General features: G+C 58.7%; 16 protein-coding genes and 2 pseudogenes. 7 read left to right on the plus strand and 11 right to left on the minus strand.

Annotated features, from left to right (window positions below; translation table 11 throughout):
• Positions 1 to 381 precede the first annotated feature (381 nt).
• Entirely contained in the window at positions 382 to 5,310 is a 4,929-nt protein-coding gene (locus tag IFT47_RS16030) for an alpha-2-macroglobulin family protein (protein WP_192173426.1), read from the plus strand.
• 162 nt (positions 5,311 to 5,472) lie between these two features.
• Here IFT47_RS16030 and IFT47_RS16035 read toward each other — a convergent pair whose 3' ends face one another.
• Entirely contained in the window at positions 5,473 to 5,766 is a 294-nt protein-coding gene (locus IFT47_RS16035; protein ID WP_122535324.1) for a hypothetical protein, read from the minus strand.
• Between the two features lie 173 nt (positions 5,767 to 5,939).
• On the opposite strand from IFT47_RS16035, the gene pbpC reads away from it, so the two are divergent.
• Entirely contained in the window at positions 5,940 to 8,276 is a 2,337-nt protein-coding gene (gene pbpC / locus IFT47_RS16040) for a peptidoglycan glycosyltransferase PbpC (RefSeq protein WP_192173425.1), read from the plus strand.
• Positions 8,277 to 8,767: 491 nt separating this feature from the next.
• Here the strand turns inward: pbpC and IFT47_RS16045 are convergent, their stop codons facing one another.
• From IFT47_RS16045 to IFT47_RS16070, 6 genes are all read right to left on the minus strand, one after another.
• Positions 8,768 to 9,337, minus strand: coding sequence for a DUF4136 domain-containing protein (locus tag IFT47_RS16045; protein WP_192173424.1), 570 nt, complete (start codon positions 9,335 to 9,337; stop codon positions 8,768 to 8,770).
• Positions 9,338 to 9,379: 42 nt separating this feature from the next.
• The gene (locus tag IFT47_RS16050) at positions 9,380 to 10,009 is read right to left on the minus strand and encodes a DUF4136 domain-containing protein (protein WP_192173423.1); all 630 of its coding nucleotides are present in this window, start codon (positions 10,007 to 10,009) and stop codon (positions 9,380 to 9,382) included.
• Between the two features lie 48 nt (positions 10,010 to 10,057).
• Positions 10,058 to 10,807 carry a methyltransferase domain-containing protein gene (locus tag IFT47_RS16055; RefSeq protein ID WP_192173422.1) on the minus strand — a complete coding sequence of 250 codons (750 nt, stop codon included), beginning with the start codon at positions 10,805 to 10,807 and terminating at the stop codon, positions 10,058 to 10,060.
• Entirely contained in the window at positions 10,804 to 11,109 is a 306-nt protein-coding gene (locus tag IFT47_RS16060) for a MazG-like family protein (protein WP_192173421.1), read from the minus strand. The genes IFT47_RS16055 and IFT47_RS16060 overlap by 4 nt, the downstream gene beginning before the upstream one ends.
• Before the next feature lie 215 nt (positions 11,110 to 11,324).
• On the minus strand, positions 11,325 to 12,182 hold the full coding sequence (locus tag IFT47_RS16065; RefSeq protein ID WP_192173420.1) for a MaoC/PaaZ C-terminal domain-containing protein: 858 nt from the start codon (positions 12,180 to 12,182) through the stop codon (positions 11,325 to 11,327).
• An 87-nt stretch (positions 12,183 to 12,269) separates the two neighbouring features.
• Complete coding sequence (locus IFT47_RS16070) at positions 12,270 to 13,625, minus strand: 3-oxoacyl-ACP reductase (protein WP_192173419.1); 1,356 nt, start codon at positions 13,623 to 13,625, stop codon at positions 12,270 to 12,272.
• A gap of 202 nt (positions 13,626 to 13,827) precedes the next feature.
• Between IFT47_RS16070 and IFT47_RS16075 the strand changes: the two genes are divergently transcribed.
• Positions 13,828 to 15,105: an acetyl-CoA C-acetyltransferase gene (locus tag IFT47_RS16075; protein WP_192173418.1), complete on the plus strand. Its 1,278-nt coding sequence runs from the start codon at positions 13,828 to 13,830 to the stop codon at positions 15,103 to 15,105.
• A gap of 539 nt (positions 15,106 to 15,644) precedes the next feature.
• Here IFT47_RS16075 and IFT47_RS28180 read toward each other — a convergent pair.
• Complete coding sequence (locus IFT47_RS28180; protein ID WP_192173417.1) at positions 15,645 to 16,016, minus strand: Ig-like domain-containing protein; 372 nt, start codon at positions 16,014 to 16,016, stop codon at positions 15,645 to 15,647.
• Between the two features lie 40 nt (positions 16,017 to 16,056).
• On the opposite strand from IFT47_RS28180, the pseudogene IFT47_RS16085 reads away from it, so the two are divergent.
• Positions 16,057 to 16,311: pseudogene (locus IFT47_RS16085) on the plus strand (AraC family ligand binding domain-containing protein); the annotation flags it as partial.
• Positions 16,312 to 16,344: 33 nt separating this feature from the next.
• Here IFT47_RS16085 and IFT47_RS16090 read toward each other — a convergent pair.
• Positions 16,345 to 18,612 carry a hypothetical protein gene (locus IFT47_RS16090; protein WP_192173416.1) on the minus strand — a complete coding sequence of 756 codons (2,268 nt, stop codon included), beginning with the start codon at positions 18,610 to 18,612 and terminating at the stop codon, positions 16,345 to 16,347.
• A 344-nt stretch (positions 18,613 to 18,956) separates the two neighbouring features.
• Complete coding sequence (locus IFT47_RS16095; RefSeq protein ID WP_192173415.1) at positions 18,957 to 21,290, minus strand: hypothetical protein; 2,334 nt, start codon at positions 21,288 to 21,290, stop codon at positions 18,957 to 18,959.
• 329 nt (positions 21,291 to 21,619) lie between these two features.
• Here IFT47_RS16095 and IFT47_RS16100 point away from each other — a divergent pair.
• A pseudogene (locus IFT47_RS16100) lies at positions 21,620 to 21,991 on the plus strand (AraC family ligand binding domain-containing protein); the annotation flags it as partial.
• Positions 21,992 to 22,174: 183 nt separating this feature from the next.
• Here the strand turns inward: IFT47_RS16100 and IFT47_RS16105 are convergent.
• The gene (locus tag IFT47_RS16105) at positions 22,175 to 23,371 is read right to left on the minus strand and encodes a hypothetical protein (RefSeq protein ID WP_192173414.1); all 1,197 of its coding nucleotides are present in this window, start codon (positions 23,369 to 23,371) and stop codon (positions 22,175 to 22,177) included.
• Positions 23,372 to 23,696: 325 nt separating this feature from the next.
• Here IFT47_RS16105 and IFT47_RS16110 point away from each other — a divergent pair, with 325 nt between their 5' ends.
• A complete protein-coding gene (locus tag IFT47_RS16110) occupies positions 23,697 to 24,503 on the plus strand; it encodes an AraC family transcriptional regulator (RefSeq protein WP_192173413.1) in 807 nt (268 codons plus the stop codon).
• A gap of 233 nt (positions 24,504 to 24,736) precedes the next feature.
• Complete coding sequence (locus IFT47_RS16115) at positions 24,737 to 25,630, plus strand: PA4780 family RIO1-like protein kinase (protein ID WP_192173412.1); 894 nt, start codon at positions 24,737 to 24,739, stop codon at positions 25,628 to 25,630.
• Positions 25,631 to 25,665: the final 35 nt, after the last annotated feature.

Consider the following 25,665-nt stretch of genomic DNA (forward strand, 5'->3'; position numbering starts at 1 on the left):
AGAACTCGAGCCGAAACCCGATAGTGTGGGAGTGAGCTTGCTCACGAAAGCGTCAGTACATTCAGCGCATCTCCATAGGGAGCGAAAATGCCTTCGCGAGCAAGCTCGCTCCCACCAGTCCTGGGGCGTGATTGAGAACTCGAGCCGAAACCCAATAGTGTGGGAGTGGGCTGGATTCCGAGTCGACCAAGCTCACTCCCACCAGTCCCCGAGCATGGCCGAGAAATCAAGTCGACTCCCGCAAGGGTAGGAACCATGGCTGCGTTCCCCCTCGAGAACAAACGCACAAACCCGCGGTCTATCTGCGCGCCGCGCTTTACGATTGCCAAAGCGGTGCTATAACTTCTGCTCCCTCATCGCTGCCGTCCAAATGAGTGCCTCATGCTAAACAAAGGATTGTTCCTGGCCTGCGCGCTGGTACTGCTCAGTGCCTGCGATTCCTCCACCTCCGATAAGCCCGCTTCAGCGGCGGCCACCCCTCCGGTTGCTGCGGCTTCATCAAGCGCCGCCGAGTCCGCGAAGCCCAAGCCTGCAGTAGACATTCCTGCGCTGAGCAAGCGCTACGCCGGACGCGAGTTGACGGTGGTGGACGTCTCCGAAGTTCAGCTTGATGGCGCCAGCACGCTGTCGTTGAGCTTCTCGGTGCCGTTGAACCCCGATCAGAAATTCGCTGAAAAAGTGCACCTGGTCGACAGCAAGGACGGCAAGGTCGATGGCGCCTGGGAGCTGTCGGACAACCTCATGGAGCTGCGCCTTCGTCACCTCGAGCCCAAGCGCAAGCTGGTGCTGACCATCGACCCGGGTCTGGTGGCGGTGAACAACAACACCCTGGCGGCAGAGTATTCCGCACGGCTGGAAACCTCCGATCTCCAGGCGACCGTGGGTTTCGCCAGTCGCGGCAGTCTGCTGCCGACCCGGCTCGCTGAAGGCCTGCCGGTAATCGCCCTCAACGTCGATAAAGTCGACGTCGAATTCTTCCGCATCAAGCCTGAGTCGCTGCCTGCGTTTCTTGGCTCCTGGGAAGGCTCGTCCAGTCTTGAGAGCTACCAGTCCAAAGAACTGCTGCCCCTGGCCGATCTGGTCTACAGCGGCCGTTTCGACCTGAACCCTGCGCGCAACACCCGCGAGACCGTGCTGCTGCCGATCTCGGGCCTCAAACCGCTGCAACAACCGGGCGTTTATCTGGCCGTGATGCGCGCCTCCGGGACCTACAACTACACCCAGCCTGCCACGCTGTTCACCCTCAGCGACATCGGTCTGTCGGCGCATCGTTACGCCAATCGTCTGGACGTGTTCACTCAGGCGCTGGAAGGCGGCAAAGCCCTGAGCGGCGTGGACGTCGAGCTGTATGACGAGAAAGGCCGCGTGATCGGCCAGGGCAAGACTGACAACGCCGGCCACGCCGAGCTGCCATTGCCGGCCAAGGCTGAAGTGTTGCTGGCCCACCAAGGCGAGCAGACCAGCATGCTGCGCCTGAACAGCGCCGCGCTGGATCTGGCGGAATTCGACATCACCGGCCCCAAGGCCCACCCGCTGCAATTCTTTATTTTCGGCCCGCGCGATCTCTATCGCCCGGGCGAAGTGGTGCTGCTCAACGGTTTGCTGCGTGACAGCGACGGCAAGAGCGTCAAGCCTCAGCCGATTACCGTGGAAGTGCGCCGACCGGATGAGCAGGTCAGTCGCAAGTTCGTGTGGGACGCTAACGCCACCGGGCTGTATCAATATCAATTGCAGCTGTCGGAAGAAGCGCCGACGGGTCGCTGGCAACTGGTGTTTGATCTGGGTGACGGCAAGCCGCAGCTGTATGAATTCCAGGTCGAAGACTTCCTGCCAGAACGCATGGCGCTGGAACTCAAGGGCAGCGACGCCCCGCTGGCGCCCGATGCGCCGTTCGATGTGGCGATTACCGGTCGATACCTCTATGGCGCACCCGCGTCGGGCAATCGCCTGAACGGTCAGCTGTATGTGCGTCCGCTGCGGGAAGCCGTGCCCGGCCTGCCGGGTTATCAGTTTGGTTCGGTGACCGAGGAAGACCTCAAGCAGGACCTGGAGATCGAAGACAGCACGCTCGATGCCAACGGCAAGCTGGACCTGAGCATCGACAGCCAATGGGCCAAGGCCCGTTCACCGCTTGAGCTGGTGCTGCAAGCCAGTTTGCAGGAGTCGGGTGGGCGTCCGATCACGCGGCGTCTGACCCAACCGGTTTGGCCCGCCGATGCCATGCCGGGCCTGCGCGGTTTGTTCGACGGCGAAGCCACCGACGGCGACGGTCCGGTTGAGTTCGAAGTGCTGATGGCCGACGCCCAGGGCCACAAGCTGGCTGCCGACAACCTCAAGGTGCGGCTGGTCCGCGAGCGCCGCGATTACTACTGGAACTACTCCGACAGCGATGGCTGGAGTTACCACTTCAACGAGAAGTTTCTCAACCTCTCCGAAGAAACCCTCAGCGTGAAGAAGGACTCGACGGCGAAAATCAGCTTCCCGGTGGAGTGGGGCCCTTATCGCGTCGAAGTCGAGGATCCGGCCACCGGCCTGATCAGCAGCGTGCGTTTCTGGGCTGGTTATCGCTGGCAGGACAATGCCGAAGGCGGCGCCGTGCGTCCCGATCAGGTCAAGCTGGCGCTGGACAAACCGGCCTATGCCGACGGCGACACCGCAAAAGTCACCGTCACGCCGCCGTCGGCGGGCAAGGGCTATCTGTTGGTGGAGTCGAGCGAAGGGCCGCTGTGGTGGCAAGAGATCGACGTGCCGGCCGAAGGCAAAACCTACGACATCCCGATGGACAAGAAATGGGCGCGGCATGACCTCTACGTCAGCGCGCTGGTGATTCGTCCGGGTGAACGCAAAGCCAACGTCACGCCGAAACGCGCCGTGGGCGTGCTGCATCTGCCGCTGGACCGCTCGCAGCGCAAGCTGGCGCTGACCGTCACGGCGCCCGAGAAGATGCGGCCCAAGCAGCCGCTCAAACTGAAGGTCAATGCGAAGAACGCCGACGGCACGATTCCGAAGAGCGTGCATGTGCTGGTCGCTGCGGTGGACGTCGGCATTCTCAACATCACCGAATACGCCACGCCGGATCCGTTCGCGGCGATGTTCGGGCGCAAGGAATACGGCGCCGATCAGCTGGATATCTATGGCCAGTTGATCGAGGCCGGGCGTAATCGTCTCGCCAGCGTGGCCTTCGGCGGTGACGCGGCGCTGGCCAAAGGCGGCAAGCGGCCGGAAACCAGCGTCACCATCGTCGCTCTGCAAAGCGCGCCGGTGACCCTGAACGAGCAGGGCGATGCGGAAGTCAGCGTCGACATCCCGGATTTCAACGGTGAGCTGCGGATCATGGCCCAGGCCTGGACCGACGAGCGCTACGGCATGGCAGAAGCCAAAACCGTGGTGGCGGCGCCGCTGATCGCCGAGCTGTCGGCACCTCGATTCCTGGCGGGCGGCGACCAGACCAAGGTGGCGCTGGACCTGTCGAACCTGTCCGGCAAGGCGCAGAAGCTCAACGTGCAAGTCGTCGCTGAAGGGCAACTGAGCCTGGTCGAAGGCGAGAGCGCCAAAGCCATCAGCCTGAACCAGGGGCAACGCACGACGCTGCAGATTCCGGTCAAGGCGCTGGGCGGTTTCGGTCAGGGCGTCATTCGGGTCACGGTCAACGGTCTGGACCTGCCGGGCGAGAACCTGCCAGCCTTCAGCCGCGAATGGACCATCGGCGTGCGCCCTGCGTACCCGGCGATGCTCAAGCAATACCGCGCGGTGCTCAAGGATCAGGCATGGAGCCTGCCGGACGGCGCGCTTGAGGCGTTCGAGCCAGCGGGACGCGAGGCGCTGCTGTCGGTGTCGAGCCGTCCGCCGCTGAACCTAGGCGAACAGATCCGCGCGCTGAAAGCCTATCCCTACGGTTGCCTGGAGCAGACCACCAGCGGCTTGTACCCGTCGCTTTATGCCGACGCCGCAACCCTCAAGCGTCTGGGCCTGCAAGGCGAGTCCGATGCCGACCGCAAGCGCAAGATCGAGCTGGGGATCGAGCGACTGATCGGCATGCAGCGCTACAACGGCAGCTTCGGCCTGTGGGCGGCGGACGGTGAGGAGGAATACTGGCTGACCGCATACGTCACCGACTTCCTGCTGCGTGCTCGCGACCAAGGCTTTGCCGTGCCACCGGACGCGCTGAAGAAGGCCAACGAGCGGCTGCTGCGTTACTTGCAGGAGCGCAATCAGATCGAGGTCAACTACAGCGAAAACGCCGATCACACCCGTTTCGCTGTGCAGGCTTACGCAGGTCTCGTGCTGTCGCGCAGTCAGCAGGCGCCGTTGGGTGCGCTGCGCAGTCTGTTCGACCGCCGCAGCGATGCGCGATCGGGTTTGCCGCTGGTGCAGCTGTCCATCGCGCTGGAAAAAATGGGCGACAAACCCCGCGCCGATCAGGCCTTGCTCGCAGGGCTGGCGGCCGGTCGCAAGGCCAACGACTGGCTCGCCGATTACGGCAGCCCGTTGCGTGATCAGGCGTTGATTCTGTCACTGCTGGAAGAAAACAAACTGGCGCCGGACAAAGTCGAGGAGCGGCTGTTTGCGCTGTCCGATCAGGTCGCGGCGAACCGTTATCTGTCGACCCAGGAGCGCAATTCGCTGTTCCTCGCCGGTCGCGATCTGCTGGGCAAGCCGGAAGGCAAATGGGCGGCGACCTTGACCAGCGGCAGCAACAATCGCGAACTGAGCAACGACCAACCGGGCGTCAAACTCGACAGTTCAGTGCTGGCCGCGCCGTTGACGGTGCAGAACACCGGTGGCGACACGCTGTACCAGCAGATGACGATTTCCGGTTATCCGTCGCAGCCGCCGGCGGCCGGGGGTGAGAACCTGTCGATCAGCCGTGATTACCTGGGCATGGACGGCGAGGCGCTGAATCTCAATGCCTTGAAGAGCGGTGAACTGGTCCTGGTGCACCTTGAGATCAAGGCCAAAGAGCGCGTGCCGGATGCGTTGGTAGTGGATCTGCTGCCCGCAGGTCTGGAGATCGAAAACCAGAATCTGGCGCAGAGTTCGGCGAGTCTGGAAGACGCCAGCGAGTCGGTGAAGCAGTGGCGCGAATCGATGGAAAACGCTGGCGTGAAGCATCAGGAATTCCGTGGCGATCGCTATGTGGCTGCGGTGGATCTGGAAGGCTTCAACACGGTGCACCTGCTGTATCTGGCGCGTGCTGTGACGCCGGGTGTGTACCGCGTGCCGCCGCCGCAAGTGGAGTCGATGTATCGGCCGAACTGGCAGGCGCTGGGCGAAGCGCCGGCGCAGTTGGTGGTGAAGGGCAAGAAGTAGAAGAGGGGTGACGCTGGTTGCTCCCACGCTCTGCGCGGTAGCACCTCGGTCGACGCTCTGCGTCAGGGGACGCGGAGCGTCTTGGGCTGCATTTCCGCGCGGAACGTGGGAACGATCAGCGCCGAGCGGACGATCAGCGCCGCGAGGGAACGATCAAAGCAATCAATGAATAATCCAGCTCAACAGCCACAACCCCAGAAACAGCCAGATGATCCCCATGATGATCGAGGCGCGCATGAAGGCGCGGATCGCTGAATACAGCAGCATCAGTCCGACGACCAGGGCGACGATGCTGACGATTGAAGTGTCCATGCCCAGCGTGCGCGACAGACCGTCAACGAAATTGCCGCCCGCGTGAGTGAACATGTTGAACAACCAGCTTAAGCCGTCGACGACGAAGCGGATCACGGCGCCAATCACTTGGCCGAGCCATTCGAAAACGCTTTCTACCTGCATATCTGCTTCCTGATGAGGGACGTGGACCAAAAACGGCACTGCCCGCTTTGGCTGCTGATTGTCCGGGCGAGTTCCCTGTCGGGTAAAGGCTTTCTGTGAAGATCACGCGATTATTGCCGCGAAGGAACCGCCCGGGATTCACAAGTCCATTGTGGGAGCGAGCGTGCTCGCGAATGGGACGACGGTGTACTCGCGTTTTGGCCTGGCTCATTGGCAGCCTGCTCATCGTGTGTCTGCTGCTCTGGCTCGCCGACCGGATCTGGCCGCTGCCCTTGCCCAAGGATGATCTGGCCCGCGTGGTGCTCGCCGAAGACGGCACGCCGCTGTGGCGATTCGCCGATGCCAATGGCGTCTGGCGCTACCCGGTGACGGTCGATCAGGTGTCGCCCTATTACCTCGAAGCGCTGCTGACCTACGAGGACCGTTGGTTCTATCAGCATCCCGGCGTGAACCCCATGGCGCTGGCGCGCGCCGCCTGGCAAAACCTCAGCGGCGGCCATGTGGTGTCCGGGGGCAGTACGCTGTCGATGCAGGTGGCGCGTTTGCTCGACCCCCATTCGCGCACCCTGGCGGGCAAGCTTCGTCAACTGTGGCGCACCGCGCAGCTGGAATGGCACCTGTCCAAACAGGACATTCTGGTGCTGTACCTGAATCGCGCGCCGTTTGGCGGCACGTTGCAGGGCGTCGCCGCGGCCAGTTGGGCGTATCTCGGCAAGTCCCCGCAACAACTGACCCGTGCCGACGCGGCGCTGTTGGCGGTATTGCCCCAGGCGCCGAGTCGTCTGCGCCCGGATCGTCACGCCCAACGAGCCCAGGCCGCGCGGGACAAGGTGCTGCGGCGTCTGGCTGAGTTCGGCACGTGGCCTCAGGGCGCGGTCGACGAAGCGCTGGAAGAACCGCTGCTGCTTGCGCCCCGTCAGGAACCGAGCCTGGCGCCTTTGCTGGCCCGGCGCCTGAACCGCCCGAACAGCCCGCCCCTGATCCGCACCACGCTGGACGCCGGCCTGCAGCGTCGTCTCGAAGACCTGCTGCTGGGCTGGCGCGCACGCTTGCCCGAGCGAACGTCCGCCGCGATTCTGGTGGTGGAAGCGCAGAACATGGCCGTCCGCGCGTACGTTGGCTCGGTGGACATCGGCGACGCCAAACGTTTTGGTCATGTGGACATGGTCAGCGCGCTGCGTTCCCCCGGTTCGACGCTCAAACCCTTTCTCTACGGCAAGGCCATCGACGCCGGGCTCATCCATTCCGAATCGTTGCTGCAGGACGTGCCCCGGCGCTACGGCGACTATCGTCCCGGCAATTTCTCGTCGGGGTTTAACGGCGCGGTGGCGGCGAGTTCGGCGCTGTCGATGTCGCTCAACCTGCCGGCGGTGCAGTTGCTGGAAGCCTACGGACCCAAGCGTTTCGCTGCCGAATTGCGCAACGGCGGCGTGCCGCTGACCCTGCCGCCTCTGGCCGAACCCAATCTGGCGTTGATTCTCGGCGGCGCGGGCAGCCGACTGGAGGATCTGGTGGGCGGCTACAGCGCGTTTGCGCGGGGCGGGCGCAGCGCGGACATTCGCTTGCAGCCCGATGATCGTCTGCGTGACCGACCGATGATGTCGCCGGGGGCGGCGTGGATCATCCGGCGGATTCTCAGCGGCCAGTCACGACCTGATCTCGACCCCCATGCCGAGCTTGTGCAGCGGCCGCAACTGGCCTGGAAAACCGGCACCAGCTACGGCTTTCGGGATGCGTGGTCGATTGGCGTGGGGCCAAGGTTTCTGATTGGCGTGTGGATTGGCAGGCCCGACGGGACGCCGGTGCCGGGGCAGTTCGGTCTGGCGTCGGCGGCGCCGCTGATGCTGCAGGTTCACGACCTGTTGGTGAACCGCGACGCCCAGCGCAACATCCTGCCGCCCGTGTTGCCGGTGCCGCTCAACGTTGGCGTCGCGGCGATCTGCTGGCCGCTGGGGCAGCCGATGAGCAAGAGTGATCCGAACTGCCGCCGTCAGCGTTTCGCCTGGACCCTCGACGGCACGACGCCGCCGACCTTGCAGGCGACCGATCAGCCGCTGGGATTGGGGCTCACGGAAAAAGTCTGGCTGAATGATAAGGGCCTGCGTGTCGCGGCAAGTTGTCCACAGGCTCAACCAAAAGACATTGCCCTCTGGCCGGCGCCGCTTGAGCCTTGGCTGCCGAAAACCGAGCGGCGCGAGGCGCGCTTGCCGGACATCGACCCGTCATGCCCGCCCCAGGGATTGAGCCTGGCGCCGCCGTTGTCCGTGGTGGGGGTGCGAGAGGGCGATCAGTTGCGCTTGCCGGCCGGCAGTCAGCAACTGTTGCGGCCCACGCTGTCGGCGCTGGGCGGAAGTGGCCGGCGCTGGTGGTTCATCGACGGCACGCCGGTGGGCGACACCGCCAGTCAGGACAGCTACACCCACACCTTCACGCGCTTGGGGCGATACCAACTGAGCGTGCTGGATGAAAGCGGGCAGACCGCCCGGGTGGAGTTCAGTGTGGTGGAGTGAGGCAATGCCCTGGACTCTGTCTGCGGGCGCTCAACTGGGCGCAATCCATTGTAGGAGTGAGCTTGCTCGCGAATGGGCGGTACGACCGCTAAAGATTCAGCGGCTGGAATACCGTCTTCGCGAGCAAGCTCACTCCTACGTGCGATGTATCGGCTGGGAGATAGCGCGGTGTCAGAGGACGCCGCAGATGTATCTGTTGAAGCACGGATTGTAGGAGTGAGCTTGCTCGCGAATGGGCGGTACATGCGCTAAAGATTCAGCGGCTGGAATACCGTCTTCGCGAGCAAGCTCATTCCTACATGCGATGTGTCAGCTCAGAGATAGCGCGGTGTCAGAGGACGCCGCAGATGTATCTGTTGAAGCACGGAGTGTGGGAGCGAGCTTGCTCGCGAATGGTCGGCACATCCGTTAAAGATTCAGCGGCTGAAATACCTTCTTCGCGAGCAAGCTCACTCCTACATGGACCTCACAGGCTGAGCACTGATCAACCTTCAATGCGGTGGATATTGCTGCAGAATTTGCTGCACGGTCTGGCGCAGGGCCTGCTCGCGTGCAGCAGGGTTGGTATTGCTGTCGTTGACCATCTGCTCGGTGCTGCCACGCCACACCAGCTTGCCATCCTTGCCGTCGAGCATGTCGATCTGCAGCGTCGAGACTTTGTAATCGATGTTGCGCGTCTCGGTGCCGATCGGGCCGCCCCAGTAGCCGCCCCACGGATTACCCCAATAACCGCCAGCGCCGCCATAGTTGGTAGTCACCGTCTGTTGGCGGTTCTCGACGATCAGCCATGCCTGCAGTTGAACATCCGCTTTCACGCCGGGCGCTGCCATGCGCAGGCCGCGTTGCTCCAATTGCTCGCCGACCGCCTGGCGAATGCGCTGCTCGGTCAGATCACTTTTGATGCGCGGATCGTTAGGCTGATATTGCAAGCCGGGCTCTTTCCACGCCCAAGAGCGGTAAGCGCCGAAATCCCGCTGGGAGTCGAAGTCACGGTTGACCCGATCGGTCTGGCAGGCGCCGAGCAGCAGGGCGACACAGAGGACAGCAATGCGGCGATACATGGGTTTCTCCAGCGTGAAAACAAAACGCCACGGGGCGCGAAATCAGGACGGCGGGTAAGCCGTCAGGGCTTGTTGTACGGCCTGGCGCAGGGCTTTGGCGCGTTCTGACTGATCGCCGCCGCTGGCGGTTTCGGCACTCGCGCTCCACACCGGCTGGCCGCTGCGGGCATCGAACAGGCTGATGCGCACCACGACCACCTGCTCTTGATACGTGCGCACGATCGGGACGCTGGCATAACCGCCGTAACCGTTGCGGTAGCCATTACCACCGTAATAGCCCACACCTGAACCGCCGTAGTACGGATCGTAATAGTCGTCGCGCACCTGACGAATCCGGGTTTCGGCGTGGGCATCAGCCGCGACGCGCAAGTCCGCCGCCTGCGGGTTCTGCGAAGGCCGCAAACCCCGTTGATCCAGCCCGTTGCTGACGGCTTCAGCCAGCTGAGCCGAGTCAGCCCACAGGGTGCCCGGCGGCAACTGACCGTTGAGCCAGGACCAATTGCGATAGCGGCCATAGTCGCGCGGCGCCGCAGGATAAGCGCTCATGTCGATGGCGTTGGCAGCCTGAGGCGGCGCCGGTGGAATGGCCGCAGACACGGCACGATAAGGGCTGGGACTCTGGCAGGCGGTGAGGCCCAGGCAGAGGGAAAGCAAAGCGAGACGGCGTTTCATTAGGGTCTCCGCAGCGTGTGTTAAGCAGCGTGTATCAACCAGCGTGGGTCAGACAGCCCGGCACATCCAGTGCAGATAGCGTCCCAGTCCGGCGAAGGCCGGGTGGCGACGATGGGCGAGCTCCATTTCAAGGAGATCCGCAAGATCGGCCTTGGCCTGAAACTCGACCGGCATGTAGTCGTGGAAAACCCGAATGCCACTTTGGGTTTCGACTCGCCACAGGGAGCCAAGTTGCGCCGCCAGTTCTCGGGGATCAAGGGGCTCCTGCGGGGTCAGGCTCTGTTTTTCGCCGGCCAAGGTGTTCTTGCGCATTTTGCGGAAGTGGCCCTTGAGCAGATTGCGATAAATCAGCGCGTCGCGGTTGTAGAAGGCCAATGACAGCCAGCCTTCGGGCTTGGTTAGCTGATGCAGTACCGGCAGAATCGTGAACGGTTCTTCCAGCCATTCCAGCACGGCATGGCAGATCACCAGGTCGTACCGCTCGGTCAGAATATCGGGCAGTGCTTGCCACGGCGCCTGAATGAAATTAGCCGTCTGCCCCGCGTCGGCAAAGCGCTGGCGGGCGCCTTCGAGCATGGGCGCGGCGGGTTCGGCCAACATGACGTCATGACCGCGCTCGGCCAGCCACAACGACATGTGCCCAAGCCCGGCGCCGATGTCCAGCACGCGCAACGGACGATCGGGGAGGCTTTCGATGAGGTCAGCTTGTAGCACCGCCAACCGGATCGCGCCCTTGGCACCGCCGTAGATTTTTTCAGCGAAGCGCGTCGCCAGTTGATCGAAATGACGGTCGCTCATTTGCTGAACCGCCGTTCGCCGTCCGCCAGTTTCGCGCGCACCACTTCATCCATGTCCAGCCCGAGTTCGCTGCACAACAGCAGCAGGTAAAGCACGATATCCCCGACTTCCTGCCCGGCGTGGGCCAGCTCATCAGCGGGCAGCTGACGGGATTGATCCTCGGTCTTCCACTGAAAGATCTCCACCAGCTCGGCCATTTCGACGCTGGCGGCCATGGCCAGGTTTTTCGGGCTGTGAAATTGCCGCCAGTCGTTGTTATCGCGGATGCGATGCAGGCGTTGGGTGAGTTCGTCGAGGTTCATGGGGGTCTCCTGAAGGTGCGTAGCTTCAGGGGGATAGGCGATTGACGCAAGGGGGGCGCGATGCTCCGGGACGCAGGTTTTATACCCGCTACGGCGGTGCGCCGATTCCCGGCTGAAGCCGGTCCTACAGTCTGCGTACTTAGTGGGACCGGCTTTAGCCGGGAAGGCGTCAGATGTCACACCGCAAAACCACTGGCGCACGATAGGCGCAGCCATCACTCCGACGCCGGTCGCCAGCTCCCCAGCATATGCACGATCCCTTCCGCCCCTTCCAGCTTGAGCTGCCCATGTGACCCCGCCGCGCTGGCCGACAACGTCACCCCGCTGGGCAGCCGTACCGGTTTGTGAAACTCCACCGATATCTCCACATTCGACGCCGGCAGGTGATCGTCAAGCGCCGCCAGCGCACGGCTTTTTATCCACAGCCCGTGGGCGATCGCCTTGGGAAAGCCGAACAGCCTGGCGCTGCTGTCACTCAGGTGAATCGGGTTGTAATCACCACTGACCTTCGCGTACTGACGACCAATGTCCGACGGCGCCGACCACGTTGCCAATTCCGTCATCGGCAGTGGCGCGGGTTCATAATCACCTTCGATCTCACCGTCCACCTGAACACCTCGGCAGAGCATCGTGCTCTCTTCCTCCCACAGCAGGCCCAGCGCGTCCTCGATCTGGGTGATCAGGCTGAACGTCGCACCTTTGGCGTGGGGCTTGAGGTGGCCGACACGCACGCTCACCTGAACCTTGATCACGCTGCCAAGGGGCCGACGAATGCTGATCCGGTTATGCAGGTGGACCAATCCGAGGAGCGGGAAGGGAAAGTCCTTGTCGGTGAGCAGCTTCATCTGCAGCGGGAAAGCCAGCACATGGGGATAGGTTGGCGGCAGCAGACTGCCGGGCACGAATCCGCAGACGTGGGCAAACGCTTTCACCCTGTCCGGGTCCACCGACATCCAGCACCGCAGCCCCTGATCCGGCAATTGCGTGCCGCTGACCTTGCGCCGCAGCGCCGCTTGCATGAACAGGCCGGGAAGGGCCGGGGGCGTGTCCAGATACCGCCAGTGCACACTCATCGAGCTACTCCTGTGGTCATGCTACAGATCAGGCAGGCCTCGGATCGACGGGGCGCCTATTCAGACACTTTTTTTCTTAATGCCAGCTCAGGCGCCGAGCACGCTTTGGCCGCACACCCGCAGCACCTGGCCGCTCATTGCGCCGGAACCCGGTTGACCCAGCCACGCCACCGCTTCCGCCACGTCTTGCGGCTGGCCGCCCTGGCCCAGCGAACTCATGCGTCTGCCCGCTTCGCGCAGGGCAAAAGGCATGTGCGCCGTCATGCTGGTTTCGATAAAGCCCGGGGCCACGGCGTTGATGCTGATGCCGCGGGCTTTGAGTGTCGGCGCCATCGCTCGGGCATAACCGATCAGGCCGGCCTTGCTGGTGGTGTAGTTGGTTTGCCCACGATTGCCCGCCAGCCCGCTGATCGACGCCAGCAGAATCACACTGCCATTCTCGTGCAATGCGCCGCTGTCGAGCAGCGCCTGGGTCAGCACCTGAGGCGCGTTGAGATTGACGTCGAGCACCGAGTCCCAGAAGTCCGCCGGCATATTGGCCAGCGTTTTGTCCCGGGTGATGCCGGCGTTGTGCACGACGATATCGAGCCCGCCGGGGAGGTGTTCAATCAACTGAGCGGCAGCGTCCGGTGCGCAGATGTCCAGGACCAGCGCCTGTCCACCCAGACGCGCAGCCAGTGCATCGAGATCGGATTTGGCTTGGGGCACGTCCAACAGAATGACTTCGGCGCCATCACGGGCGAGGGTTTCCGCGATGGCCGCGCCGATGCCTCGGGCGGCGCCGGTCACCAGCGCTTTGCGTCCGGCCAGTGGGCGGGTCCAGTCCTGAACCTGCTGATCGCAAGCACTCAGGCGAATGACTTGACCGGAAATAAACGCGCTCTTCGGCGACAGGAAAAACCGCAGCGCGCCTTCCAGTTGATCTTCGGCGCCGTCCTCTATTTGCAGCAGCTGAACCGTGCCGCCGTTGCGCATTTCCTTGGCCAGCGAGCGGCTGAAACCTTCGATGGCTTGCTGCGTGCTGGCGGCCAGTGGATCGGATTGAGCCTCCGGCGCGCGCGCAAGCATCACGACGTGAGCGCTGTTATCCAGATGACGCAGGATCGGCTGGAAGAACTCGCGCAACTGACTCAGCTGAGAGGTGTGCAGCAGCGTGCTGGCGTCGAACACCACGGCCTTGATCTTCGCGCTCTGCTCGGCAGTCCAAGGGTGGGCGCCTGTGACTTCGCCGCCATGACTGAACAGCACATCAGTCAGACGCGGCGCAAAGGCGCTCACCCGCTCGGCCAGCGGACCTGTGCTCAGCAACAGCGCGCCTTCGACCGGACGCAGACGCCCGGCCTGCCAGCGCTCCAGACGTGCGGGGGCTGGCAAACCGACGGCGCCGACCAGCTTGCGGCCGAGGTCGGAGTTGACGAAGTCAATGTAGCGATCGGATGCCATGGAACACGCTCCTTGAGTCTGGGTTCAAATCAGTTGACCGCACCGGTGGGTAATAGGTCCTACGCTGTCAGTTGGCGAACTCTGTAGGAGTGAGCGTGCTCGCGATCGCTTTTCGTCAGGGGGCACAAAAACGCCAGGCCTGCTGCGGTCGTGCTTCCGCAACCGATGCCCGCAAGATCCAAAAAAGAGAAAGGAGATTTCGATGATTCAGACACGACGCGTGGCCATTGTCGGCGGTAATCGCATTCCGTTCGCACGCTCCAACGGCGCGTATGCCACCGCCAGCAATCAGGACATGCTGACCGCTGCGCTGGAGGGTCTGATCGAGCGCTTCAACCTGCATGGCCTGCGCATGGGCGAAGTCGCTGCCGGCGCGGTCCTCAAGCATTCCCGTGATTTCAACCTCACCCGCGAATGCGTGCTCGGCTCAAGGCTGTCGCCGCAAACCCCTGCCTACGACATTCAACAGGCTTGCGGCACCGGGCTCGAAGCGGCGCTGCTGGTGGCAAACAAAATCGCCCTCGGCCAGATCGAGTGCGGCATCGCTGGCGGCGTGGACACCACCTCAGACGCGCCCATCGGCGTCAACGAAGACCTGCGGCAGATCCTGTTGCAGGTCAATCGCAGCAAAACTACGGCTGACAAACTCAAGGCGCTGACGCAATTGCGCCTGCATAACCTCAAGCCGGAGCTGCCGCGCAACGGCGAACCCCGCACCGGTTTGTCGATGGGCCAGCACTGCGAACTGATGGCGCAGACTTGGGGCATCCCCCGCGACGCGCAGGACCAACTGACGCTGGAAAGTCACCAGAAAATGGCCGCTGCTTACGCGGAGGGCTGGCAGGACGATCTGCTCACGCCGTTCCTCGGCCTGACCCGCGACAACAACCTGCGCACCGACGCGAGCCTGGAAAAACTCGCGTCGCTCAAGCCTGCTTATGAGCGCAGCGCCAAGGGCACACTGACGGCGGGTAACTCGACGCCACTGACTGACGGCGCCTCGCTGGTGCTGCTCGCCAGCGAAGAGTGGGCGCATGAGCGGGGCTTGCCGATTCTGGCCTACTGGCGAGATGGCGAGGCCGCCGCCGTGGACTTCGTGCGCGGTAACGAAGGCCTGCTGATGGCCCCGGTCTACGCCGTCCCCCGCCTGCTGGCGCGCAACGGTCTGACGCTGCAAGACTTCGATTATTACGAGATTCACGAAGCCTTTGCGGCGCAGGTGCTGTGTACGTTGAAGGCGTGGGAAGACCCCGAATACTGCAAAACGCGGTTGGGTTTGGATGCGCCGTTGGGGACGATTGATCGCAGCAAGCTCAACGTGAAAGGCAGCTCGTTGGCGGCGGGACATCCGTTTGCTGCGACGGGTGGGCGGATTGTGGCGAACCTGGCGAAACTGCTTAGCAAGAGGGGAGGAGGGCGTGGATTGATATCGATTTGCGCCGCGGGTGGGCAAGGCGTGACGGCCATTATCGAAACATGATGTTTTTAAAGGGTGGTTTAAAGACGCGCGATACGCCGTGTTGACTACTGTCAGAAATGACAGTACGGCCGAGGTCTATTAATCAGTCAGCCGGTAAAGCAACGGCTTGGCGGCATATATCGCGGATGGAAATGAGCGCTATGAGGAATTGGTCTGAGGCTTAACGTGAGGGGCCTGATGTATTTAAGGATATAAATAAATCTGACCCCTACAAGACCTAGATGAATCAGACCCTTTATAAGAACCTTTTATAGGTTCTTTATTTTCTAGGTAGGTGGGTCGTCCAAGCTTTCAAGTATACCTATTACTCTAACGAAGTTAAGGTTGCTCGGTGAATCCTGGTAGACACTTGTAGATGGGAAATCCCAAACTTCTGGAGTTGGTGAGCAGCACCAGCATTTGCGATATCCCCCTCGGTCAGGTGGAAACGGAGCTCCATACAGGGTTGCAAGAACTGATATATGTCTCCGTTCTACAGGCTTAAGGTTGTGTTCTTGTGACTGTTCGACTGCTCGAGCATGAGTGGCCTGCCAAGTCTCCTATTGCCTCATAACGTAAACATTAGACACGTTAACGGTGTATCTGACGTTTTGATTAAGAGCGTCCGTTACGGTTATTGTGCTGTTGCCCCATCCTCTACCTTTGACTTTTCCTTGAGAATCCACGGAGGCATAACGTGTACTGCTTGATGAATATGTGTAAGGCGGCGTCCCCCCTGAGGCTTTTCTTACCTGAGTATTACCGGCAGTGTCACTGCCGTTTAGCGTCCACTCTGGGCTACCTCTTACATATAAGCCATCTAGAATCATCGTCGTCTGGTCAATCGTCAAAGGCTCAGGTATCGGTTTAGCAATCACAGTATAACTCTGCACTGGAAACGCCTGACGCGTTAGCCCGCCATCAAACGACATTTCGAGTATCAGTCTTAACGTCGAACCATCGGTTAGGTTTTGGACACCGACTCACCGACACGACTGGGTGCAGTTTTCCTACGCCATCAGCGGCGTGCTTGGCGTGCACACACCCCATGGCAGTTTCTTTGCGCCGCCGCAGTGGGGCGTGTGGATTCCGGCCGGGCTCGATCATGAGGTTGTCACGTCGACCCGGGCCGAGATGCGCAGCCCGTACGTGCGCAAGGAGGATTGCGATTGGGCGCCAGATCGTTGCCGGGTGTTCGAAGTTTCGCCACTCGCCAGGGCGTTGATAATTTAAATAAATCCGATCCCTTTTTTAAGCAAATTAATCTGTCGCCGATTTAAATAAATCAGACGCTTTGTCAATTTTCCCCCATTTGATATTGTCCAATATTACGGTTAGAAACCAATCATTCGTGCCGTTAAAAGAAGTTCGCTTGAAAGTGATGTTGGTTATGTCTGTTCCATATAGCGTTATTTTTTGGGATGGTCTCGGTGATAATGTCATGGGTCTAGGTTCTTCCGAGCTTAGGCAGGTTACTATGCAGTTGCTATTTCCCGCTATTACACTTATATCCATTGATACATAGGAGGGTTTTGACCCTGTCTTAAATATTATTTCTGCAGGGTCATTAGAGGTCTGAAGCGAAATGGCTGTGCTTCCCGCTCGAGTAATGATATTATGATGCAAAGGCACAAGAGAGTCCGCGCCACCCTTGAATTTCAGGTCGGCAGTTTCAAATATGGTTGCGAATTCCCCTATCGGGGATTCATCAAAATTTTCCGATCCTGAACCGCTTCCTTTACCTTTGGGAATCAACTGTAATTTCAATAGCGGAAAGTCATTAGCGCCATTGAGTGAATCGCTGCCATCTAGCTGAACTTTTGCCGGAAACTCAATCGTTGCGATGTCAGAAAATAGCTCTAGACTGGCCCTACTTATTGAACTGCTGATGCCACTCGTGTCTTCACCTGGTGCGACCTGATGCTTGTCCAAAATAGGGAGTGGGGCTGTGCCGCCAGTCATGTCAAGCCAAACTCTTTGCCCTTCTTTAATAAATGGCCATGGCTCAATAATAATTTCTGCATCACCGGTAAACGTCGACAAGTCCAGCACGCCCAATGTTCCATCGGTTGCCTGTGTAACTTTTGGCATTTTGAAATCTCCTTCCATGAGAGGCAGCACATTCAGTCTGAGTGCTGGTGAGGTCGACCACGTGGTGCCGCGTCGGACCGCATATTGAACATCTATGGTCTTACCCACTACGAGTCCAATTTCTGAGGGTGGAACAATGAAGGTAATTGTCGCAGCGCCGTTCTGCCAATCTACTGCGTCATTTTTGCCGTTCCAGAGCAGCGCGATGACGTCGCTAGGGAGCGGGTTTGGATAAATGATCTGAACGGTCGCGCCATTGATCACACGCATCGGAGCCAGCCCTTCGGGAGTATCTCCGAGGACCGCTAGCGGCGGCAAATTCAGCGTTGCGACGGTGACACTGTAGGTGGTTATGGGGGAATTCTGGATGCCCCCACCCACCTTGATTATTTGATAGCTCAACTGCAGCGTGCCGCCGCCCAGCGACTCCAGATTCGCGCGAGGAACCTCGAAGCGCACCTCGCCCGTTTCACCACCCGCCAGCACGGTGTATTCGTGGCTATAGGTTATCGGCGTACCGTTGGCAGCGACTCCCGCCCAAGACAGCAAAAGTCGGTCCCCAGCCGTTTGCCCTATGTACGCATGGGTGTGGACGGTCACCGGATCGCCGCTGACAACGCCCAGTTCAATGACATCTCCAGTGGCGCCAACCAGTTCCAGAGCTCCGAGAGCGTATTCCGGCGCGGTCTTGATCTGGTAAGTCCGAATCGGAAACGGCTGAAGCGGCAGCCCGTCATCGAACAACACTTCTAGCACCAGGTTTAGTTGTGAACCGTCGGTAAGGTTTTGCAGGTCTTTCCGCTGAACCGTGGCGACTTGCGCGCCAGTACTGCCAATTTCATACCCTTGCCAAACGGGCAGGTTTAAATTGCCGAAGCCTTGAAGTTGCATCCATGTCTTCTGTTTAAGCGCGATAAGTGGCCAAGCGTTTATGAAGATATCAGCGGCAGTTTGCAGCCCCCCGACGTCCAGAACGCCCCCTACCGCCTGAACGATCTGCGGCGCGGTTAATTGACCGACGGGAATCAGGCGCACGTCCAGATCGAGCGTCTGTGAGCGAACCGCGCCAGTATTCCCTGCTACTGAATAGGAAACCTGCACGGTTTTGCCCACAGTCTTCGCAACATATTCCTTAGGCACGAGGAAGGTTACTTTCAGCTCGACGTTGCCCTTCTGCGGCACAAGAGTGTCCTCGCCGTTGAAGATCAGGGCAATCGTGTCGTCAACCGACATGGAGGGGTACGTCACTTCCACAAGGAGGCCGTCGGGGTCTGCACGATTGGGTTCAAGCAGCACGCCGTCTGGTGCTAGAGGGACGATGGGTGCAGGAAGGTTCGGGTCTTGTAGGGCGGTCGCATTCGAAGCCGAGTTGCTGGAACTCGCTGAAGCCAGTTCATTGGCGGGTAGTTTGTCTTGCTCGTCGTTTTTCCGGGTCATTTCAGCGGTCCTTGGCTAGTCGACGTAGTGGAGCGTCATCCATGGAGACAGAGTGCTCCGCGATATGCCGTGGTGGCTACTGTCAGAAATGACAGTACGGCTGCGGTCTATTGATCAGTCAGCCGGTAAAGCAACGGCTTGGCGGCGTATATCGCGGATGGAAATTAGCGCTATGAGGAAATGGTCTGAGCGTTAAGCTGAGGGGGCTGATGTATTTAAGGATTTAAATAAATCAGACCCCTTTATCGTTAATCGCTCATATTGCTTTATTCTCATCATTGATATGATTGCCAGTAATGTAATTCTTTTCGCCACTGCTGGCAACGCATTGCGAAGCACCAAAATTATTCTGACGCTTTTGCGTATAACTTTATATTTTCAATAGTGACTCTTGTTTGCCAGCCGTCATAGACGGCAGTCACTTGAAATGAGCTGATATCGTCATGGCTAAATTCATAGTGCTGCATGTCTGTTCCAGAGATTACCCGCTCATCTACGTCGCCGTCTTTATAAGTGCATATAAGGCGGCCGTCTCCCGCGATGTCAAAACGGAGGTCAATTGTGGCTCTCTTGTAATGTCCTATGAATGAAAATTTGATATCTGCTTCGCCTCTTTGGACCGTGGCTTTGAGTGCTCTGCCGCCTGCCGCCCCGATCACACTAAGATTTGTACCCGTAATTGTCATGCCTTTGGCGTCGAAGGGTGATGGCTTGTCCCCTGATGCGTAAGTTTCAAAGTCCTCGACTATATCTCCACTGCCGCCGCCATTATGCTGCAATAGTAATTTCAAAGCAGGGAAAGGTCGTGCGCCATTGGCGGATCTGCTACCGTTAAATTGAACCTTTTGAGCAAACTCCAGCAAACTTCCGTCCGGGGTCGTTTCCAGCAGAGATCTTCTAATCGGACGAGTGATACCTGTAGACACTTCATCCAATGTCACCGGATAGGCATTCAGAAAATGTTGCGTGCTGCTCTCGCTGATCATGTCTAACCACACCAGTTGGCCCTCAGCAATCACTGGCCATGGGGGAATAATGAACTCAGCATCGCCAATGAATGTTGATAAATCGAGTTTGCCTGGGGTGCTCTCTGTCGCTTGTGGGATCTTAATTATTGTCATATCTTCCTCCATGAGGGGTAGTATTGTAAGCGTTAACGATTCCGAGATTATCCCGCCATCCACACCGTTGATCACATACTTCACCAGAATGTCTTCACCAAGCGCTTTTGCCACATGGGAAGAGCCAACGGTGAAGATAACGGCTTTCGTGTCGTTGCCGTATTGCGGCACGAATGTGTCTTCACCGTTGAAAATCAGAGCAATCACGTCATTGGGTGACATCGATTCATAAGTCACCTTCACGTGAATGCCTTCGGGGAGTACATCCAGAGGGGAAAGAACGTTGTTCGAGGCCTCCGACACTGTTGGGGCGGGGTAGGCCGGATCTTGCTGGGCGGCTGAGCGTGGAGGCGAGGTGTCGTAACTCGCCGAAGCCAGTGCCTTTGCGGGTAGTTTTTTCTTTTCCAAGGCTTCGGCATTGATTCGCAGTGTTATGTTATCCAATGCAACCGTTAACCTGTCACCCGTGTAGTAGGGCGAAAACTTCAGGCCTTTTATTACGCCGTGTCCGCTGAATTCGACATTTTTATGAACCCCAACGGCCAGAGTTTGATCTGAAGGGGTCTGAGCCTCACAGTCAATTTTGCACATGCTATCAAATACGGTGCAATCAAATGCTATACATGTGTAATCTATATTATTAAATGTCGCGTTTACTGGAAAGTTGTGATTGATGTCAAATGCCAGCACCTTATTGTTGTCTATCTCTTTGATCAGGCGAGGCAGGTCGCCGAATACGAAGTCTATGTATGTGGTTTTGAATTCAGGTTCGGTGAGGTTCCCAGGTGAATATTTTGAAAAGTCTTCTGTGTGCTCTCGTTTGCTGGGGTCCACGAGTCTTAGTTCCAGTAAAGGAAGTTCGCATATGATGTCTTCTGTCATCTGGAGCTTTCCGGGAAAGCTAATCACTTTCTGATCAGGAATCCGCTCCAGATAAGTCCGGCTGATTGGGCTACTAATACCGTCGGTAACTTCGCCCGCTACTACTGAATGCCCGTTAAAAATGGGGAGCGGGTTGGTGCCGTCCGTTATGTCAAGCCAAACTTTCTGTCCTTCGCTAATTAAGGGCCACGGCTTAACGACTATTTCTGCATCGCCGGTGAATGTCGATAGATCCAACTCGCCCAATGCTCCGTCAGTGGCTTGTATGACTTCAGGCATTTCGATATCTCCTTCCATGAAAGGCAGCACTGTCAGCTGCAGTATGTCTGACTTCTGTCCAGCGCTCTCATCGCTAAGCGTGTATTGAATGTCGACGGTTGTTCCAAGGGCTTTGATGATGTGCGGCACCGAAACCCAGAAAGAAACAGAAGTATGGTTCTCCACCTCTATCGGAACAAAGGTGTCGTCAGCATTAAACTTCAGTGCGATCACATCCCCTGGCTTTATGGATGGGTAAGTCACCACCACTTCCAAACCCGCAGCGGTCACTTGCTTCGGCGACAGAAATTCGCCAAGCGCCACGGGAACGGTAGGTTTTGGGTAGATCGGGTTAAGCCGCTGCGGACTCGCGGATTTGCCCGTTGGCGAGTTCACCGCTTTTTTGGGTTTAGACATGAGACGCTTCCTTGAAGGGTATCCCTTGCACGTCTTCACCCCGTCGAAACTTGAAGGCTGGTTGAGGGCTGACCGCAAGGACGTTTTAATCTCTGGCGCAGGACCATCATCAGCGCCGGACAAGCATCTGTCTGCTGTCACAAATGACAGTGCACAAATCACGTAGGCGACTCACGCGCCTGAGAACAGGGGGTATAGGCAGCTAATCGCGGAATGAGCCACGCGTAATGAAAAATCCATCTAAGGCCTGAACACCGCACTTAATCAGCCCTGCGGGTTCCCATTCGCAGCAAGCACGTAAACTGCAGCCTCTTACAGCAGGCCAGCCCATGCCCACCACCGGACACATCTCCCCGCGAAACCCCGAGACCGAGCGACAAGTCCCTTGGCTTGAAGATCTCCCGCGCCCGCTTTACGCCCGCGCCGAAAGCCTTGGCGCAGGTTCCTGGACACCGACTCACCGCCACGACTGGGTGCAGTTTTCCTACGCCATCAGCGGCGTGCTCGGCGTGCACACACCCCATGGCAGTTTCTTCGCACCGCCGCAGTGGGGCGTTTGGATTCCGGCCGGGCTCGATCATGAAGTTGTCACGTCGACCCGGGCTGAGATGCGCAGCCTTTACGTGCGCAAAGAGGATTGCGATTGGGCGCCAGATCGTTGCCGGGTGCTCGAAGTCACGCCACTCGCCAGGGACTCGATAATTTGAATAAATTCGACCCTTTTTTTACATCATTCGAAGGTCCAGGCGTACTTGAAGGTTTGCGAGAGTGCTGACCATCTGGTTCAGTCATAATCCTGTCCTTGTGATTACCGCTATCCGACGGGGCGCCGGGATATCCGGTATTTTGGACAGTCATAAATAACCCGAAGTTTGCAAGCAGCGTCACAGCTGGAGGAATGGAGTTCCCGTCGTGTCGTTAAATCTGAAATTATCTAAAAGAAATTCAGTTTCCATGGGTATGGCGTTAATGGCATAAAGTCGCAGTTCTTTTATACCGGGTGCGTCAAATCTCATGGTTTTGAAATCTGACACCCCACGCTCTTGGGGGATTGTGTCGGAGTCATTGTAACAATAAACTACGCATGCTCCATCAGTCACTGCTAGGTCAAATGATACGTAAGAAGGGGTAATTCCACGGTTGAATGTAATAATTACTATGCCGCCAGTCTTAGCGGTATGCATTTTTAAATAGATGGATCCGTTTTCACTAGCGATTTCATTTGGATGACGGGTTGTGCCAAACGAAACTTTCATGTTCAAAGTGTTTAGGTCGTGGTCAAGTACTCGCGGTACGAGGTCGTTGAAATTCTCAGAGTACTCGGTTCCCCCTGCCGTGCCCAAGAGGCGCAGCTTCAGAGTCGAAAATTCCTTCGCACCCACGACTGTATCGGTTCCATCAAACTGCACCTTCAGCGGAAACGTAATTTCGCTATTATTTGCAATCTCCAGGAGTTCAGTCCTGCTGATGCCGTGTGTAATTCCCGCGGAAATGTCTGCATTCGTTACCGAATAGCTTTTAAGAATGTTCGAGGTGCCTTTGTTGCTCACCATGTCGAGCCATACGCGTTGTCCCGCGGCTATCAGAGGCCATGGCTCGATGGAAATGTCTGCATCACCGGCAAATTTAGAAAGATCTAACTCGCCCGGCGCGCCATCTGATGCTTGTTCAACTTTGGCCATTTTCAAATCTCCGTCCATAAATGGCAGCACAGTTAGCTGCAATACTTCCGACTGATTCACATCACCCTCACTGCTGACAGTCTTGTAATAGATTTCCACCGTTTCGCCTAGCGTCGGAACGATGTATGAAGCAGATATCCAGAAAGAAACCACTCTTTCATCGCCAACCTCAATTGGAACGAATGTGTCGATACGGTTAAATATGAGTGCGATTACATCGCCAGTTTTGATCGTCGGGTAAGAAACCTTTATCTCCATCCCGGCGGGGCTTACCTGCGTCGGGTCTAATACTGCATTGGTCGCTAACGTGACTAAGGGCTTAGGGTAAAACGGGTCTTGATGCCGCGGTTCGCCGGATTGTGTCGCTGTGTGGCGTAACGCATTTTTGAATTTGGACATGACAATCTTCCTTGAGGAGAGCCGTGGGTAGGTCGCTGCCCATTAAAAGATGCGCGTCGATTTGGGGCGGTAGTGAGCTTTAAATAATCGACGCAAGGTCATCATCTACCCGGCGTAAGCATCTGTCTGCTGTCACAAATGACAGTGCACAGATCACGGAGGCGTCGCAGGCGCCCGAAAACAGGAAGTTGGTAGTGGCTAACCTCGAGACCAGCCAAGCTTAATGAACAATCGTTCTAACCCTCAGCTTCGCCCCTGATGACCCGCATCTGGTACCCATCCGCGGCAAAAACGTAAACTGCCGCCTCACACCAAAGGCCAGTCCATGCCCGCCACCGCACACATCTCCCCGCGAAACCCCGAAACAGAGCGACAAGTCCCTTCGCTTGAAGGCCTTTCGCGCCCGCTCTACGCCCGCGCCGAAAGCCTCGGCGCAGGTTCCTGGACACCGACTCACCGCCACGACTGGGTGCAGTTTTCCTACGCCATCAGCGGCGTCCTCGGCGTGCATACACCCCACGGCAGTTTCTTCGCGCCGCCGCAGTGGGGCGTGTGGATTCCCGCCGGGCTGGAGCATGAAGTTGTCACGTCGACCCGGGCTGAGATGCGCAGCCTTTACGTGCGCAAAGAGGATTGCGATTGGGCGCCAGATCGTTGCCGGGTGCTCGAAGTCACGCCACTCGCCAGGGAGTTGATAAAGACGTTTTGTCAGTTGCCAGCGGATTACCCGGAGCTGGATAGCGCCGAGTCCCGCCTTGTTCAGGTATTGCTCGACCAGCTGGCGAATTTGCCCGAGGTGGGTTTCTCGCTCCCGCTACCTCGTCATCCACGCTTGCTGGGACTGTGTGGTGAACTGATCGAAACGCCGGATCAAGCGGTCACCCTGAATGACTGGGCGGCGCGTTTGAACATGTCGGAAAAGACGCTCACACGATTGTTTCAGCGCGAAACCGGCTTGAGCTTTCGGGGTTGGCGGCAGAGGGCACGCTTGCTGTCGTCACTCAATGCTTTGGAGGAAGGGGTGAGCGTTACGAGCACGGCGCTCAATTGCGGTTACGATTCGACGTCGGCTTTTATTGCTGCTTTCAAAGGGCTGTTCGGGAGGACACCTGGCGAACTGTTTCGCGGATGATGAGCGAAGCTTGCGTGGTTGCGCTGTAGTCGCTCGTCGACAAGCGCGGTGGTAGAGGCTGTCAAGCGGTGTAGATATGCGTCGGCACGAATGCTGCTTGGCGAAGTGTCAGGGATATCGTGAGACAGCTGGCATACAGTCAATCGACCTGACCCCCTACTCGCTGGCAGAGGATTGCCGTATAACGAGCAACAATCGCGTGTTTGGCAACGAAGGACCCCCAATAAAAGCTGATGAAGACTCCTAAACGCATTGAACCCCTGATCGAAGACGGTCTTGTGGACGAGGTGCTGCGCCCGCTCATGAGCGGTAAAGAGGCAGCTGTTTATGTGGTGCGCTGTGGCAATGAGCTGCGGTGTGCCAAGGTTTACAAGGAGGCCAACAAACGTAGTTTCCGTCAGGCAGCGGAATATCAGGAAGGCCGTAAGGTCCGCAACAGCCGCCAGGCCCGCGCCATGGCCAAGGGTTCGAAGTTCGGCCGCAAGGAAACCGAAGACGCGTGGCAGAACGCCGAAGTCGCGGCTCTGTTCCGTCTGGCAGGCGCCGGCGTGCGAGTGCCCAAGCCGTACGACTTCCTTGAGGGCGTACTGCTCATGGAGCTGATCGCCGATGAATACGGTGATGCCGCGCCGCGTCTGAATGACGTGACGCTTGAGCCGGATCAGGCGCGCGAATACCACGCGTTCCTGATTCAGCAGATCGTGCTGATGTTGTGTACCGGTCTGGTGCATGGTGACCTGTCCGAGTTCAATGTGCTGCTCACGCCCACGGGGCCGGTCATTATCGACTTGCCGCAAGCGGTGGATGCGGCGGGCAACAACCATGCGTTTACCATGCTGGAGCGCGACGTCGGCAACATGGCGTCCTACTTCGGCCGCTTCGCGCCGGAGCTGAAGCAGACGCGCTATGCCCGGGAGATGTGGTCCCACTTCGAAGCGGGCACGTTGTCCCCAGCGACCGTGCTGACGGGCGAGTTCGCTGATCCGGACGAGATTGCCGACGTCGGCAGTGTGTTGCGCGAGATTGAAGCGGCGCGACTGGACGATGCAAGACGCCAAGCCGCGAGAACGGCGGACGATGCGCCGCCGAACAAAACCGAAGAACCGCCTCCGCCCTGGATGCAGTAATCGACCCAGAAAAACACCCGGCTCAGGCCGGGTTT

The sequence above is a fragment of the Pseudomonas sp. CFBP 13711 genome, from assembly GCF_014842265.1.
Lineage (GTDB): Bacteria > Pseudomonadota > Gammaproteobacteria > Pseudomonadales > Pseudomonadaceae > Aquipseudomonas.

Coding starts and splice junctions, on each gene's coding strand:
- IFT47_RS28180 (WP_192173417.1), bottom strand. CDS start 16,016: ATGTCGTTTGATGGCGGGCTAACGCGTCAGGCGTTTCCAGTGCAGAGT.
- IFT47_RS16070 (WP_192173419.1), bottom strand. CDS start 13,625: ATGGCATCCGATCGCTACATTGACTTCGTCAACTCCGACCTCGGCCGC.
- IFT47_RS16115 (WP_192173412.1), top strand. CDS start 24,737: ATGAAGACTCCTAAACGCATTGAACCCCTGATCGAAGACGGTCTTGTG.
- IFT47_RS16045 (WP_192173424.1), bottom strand. CDS start 9,337: ATGTATCGCCGCATTGCTGTCCTCTGTGTCGCCCTGCTGCTCGGCGCC.
- IFT47_RS16075 (WP_192173418.1), top strand. CDS start 13,828: ATGATTCAGACACGACGCGTGGCCATTGTCGGCGGTAATCGCATTCCG.
- IFT47_RS16055 (WP_192173422.1), bottom strand. CDS start 10,807: ATGAGCGACCGTCATTTCGATCAACTGGCGACGCGCTTCGCTGAAAAA.
- IFT47_RS16110 (WP_192173413.1), top strand. CDS start 23,697: ATGCCCGCCACCGCACACATCTCCCCGCGAAACCCCGAAACAGAGCGA.
- IFT47_RS16035 (WP_122535324.1), bottom strand. CDS start 5,766: ATGCAGGTAGAAAGCGTTTTCGAATGGCTCGGCCAAGTGATTGGCGCC.
- IFT47_RS16090 (WP_192173416.1), bottom strand. CDS start 18,612: ATGACCCGGAAAAACGACGAGCAAGACAAACTACCCGCCAATGAACTG.
- IFT47_RS16050 (WP_192173423.1), bottom strand. CDS start 10,009: ATGAAACGCCGTCTCGCTTTGCTTTCCCTCTGCCTGGGCCTCACCGCC.
- IFT47_RS16030 (WP_192173426.1), top strand. CDS start 382: ATGCTAAACAAAGGATTGTTCCTGGCCTGCGCGCTGGTACTGCTCAGT.
- pbpC (WP_192173425.1), top strand. CDS start 5,940: ATGGGACGACGGTGTACTCGCGTTTTGGCCTGGCTCATTGGCAGCCTG.
- IFT47_RS16060 (WP_192173421.1), bottom strand. CDS start 11,109: ATGAACCTCGACGAACTCACCCAACGCCTGCATCGCATCCGCGATAAC.
- IFT47_RS16105 (WP_192173414.1), bottom strand. CDS start 23,371: ATGTCCAAATTCAAAAATGCGTTACGCCACACAGCGACACAATCCGGC.
- IFT47_RS16095 (WP_192173415.1), bottom strand. CDS start 21,290: ATGTCTAAACCCAAAAAAGCGGTGAACTCGCCAACGGGCAAATCCGCG.
- IFT47_RS16065 (WP_192173420.1), bottom strand. CDS start 12,182: ATGAGTGTGCACTGGCGGTATCTGGACACGCCCCCGGCCCTTCCCGGC.